The organism is Methylobacterium aquaticum (assembly GCF_001043915.1).
GTDB lineage: Bacteria > Pseudomonadota > Alphaproteobacteria > Rhizobiales > Beijerinckiaceae > Methylobacterium > Methylobacterium aquaticum.
Map to the genome: position 1 here is coordinate 1 of NZ_LABX01000372.1, position 1,152 is coordinate 1,152.

Genomic DNA, 1,152 nt, shown 5'->3' on the forward strand with positions numbered 1-1,152 from the left:
TGAAGTGGCACACGGCGGCCCGGCACGGCGCCTCGGTGGTCCGGCGCGTCCTGGAGGCCGGGATCGAGCCCGGCATCCTGGTCAACGTCAATTTCCCGGATTGCGAGCCCGACGCCGTCAAGGGCATCGCGGTGGCGGCGCAAGGGGTGCGCAACCAGGCGCTGCTCGCGATCGACGAGCGGATCGACGGGCGCGGCAACCCGTATTTCTGGCTCGCCTTCGCCAAGGCGCGGTTCGAGCCGGGCCACGGCACCGACCTGAAGGCGATCGCCGACGGCTTCATCTCGGTCACCCCTCTGCGCCTCGACCTCACCGACGAGCCGACCCTGACGCGCTTCGCCCAGGCCCTCGCGTGAACCACGCTCACGAGGGGCGAGACGGCACGCCGGAGGCCACCGGACGGGACGGCTCCGGGCAGGCGTCCGGCGCGGTCGAGACCGCGGCCTTCGTGCTCGGCCTGCGCGCCCGCGGCGTGCGCGACGCCGCGGTGCTCGGCGCGATGGAGCGGGTCCCGCGGGAAGCTTTCGCGCCGCTCGCCTTCCGCGATCTCGCGCGCCGCGACATCGCCCTGCCGCTGCCCTGCGGCCAGACCATGACGGCGCCGAGCGTCATCGCCACGATGCTGGCGGCGCTCAACGCGCAAGGTGCGCGGGTGCTCGAGATCGGCACCGGATCGGGCTACGCCACCGCCCTGCTGCTGCGCTTAGGGTGCTCCGAGGTGGTCAGCCTGGAGCGCTACGCCACGCTGGCCCGCAACGCCCGCTCGCGCCTCGACGCGCTGGGCTTTGGCGCCGCGATGGTCGGCCTCGCCGATGGCTGCACCCCGCCGGAGGAAGCGGGCAGCTTCGACCGGATCCTGGTCAACGGCAGCCTGCGCGACGTGCCCCCGGCCCTGATCGACCGCCTGAACCCGGGCGGGCGCCTCGTCGGGGCGCTCGACACGCCGGCGGGCCCGCGCCTCGTCGCCATCGCCCAGGAGGCCGACGGCCCGTGGCGGCAGGTGCGCGAGACGCCCTTGCGCATCGCCCCGCTGACGCCCGGCCTCGCGGCGATGCTGTAACTCAAGGCCGGTTTCCGGCCGTGAGCGTGAAGCCCGGACAAAGCCCCGCAACGGAAGTTTAACCTGAATCCGCTTTGAATTCACACCAGGAG

Annotated in this window: 2 protein-coding genes; both read left to right on the plus strand. The window is 73.2% G+C overall.

All coding sequences use genetic code 11. The annotated features are described in order from the left end of the window. Positions 1-356: 5'/3'-nucleotidase SurE (locus VP06_RS32220; protein ID WP_048467907.1), on the plus strand; the 356-nt coding region annotated here is incomplete at its 5' end. After that, positions 353-1,060: a methyltransferase domain-containing protein gene (locus tag VP06_RS32225; protein WP_082167751.1), complete on the plus strand. Its 708-nt coding sequence runs from the start codon at positions 353-355 to the stop codon at positions 1,058-1,060. The genes VP06_RS32220 and VP06_RS32225, both read left to right, overlap by 4 nt. Positions 1,061-1,152: the final 92 nt, after the last annotated feature.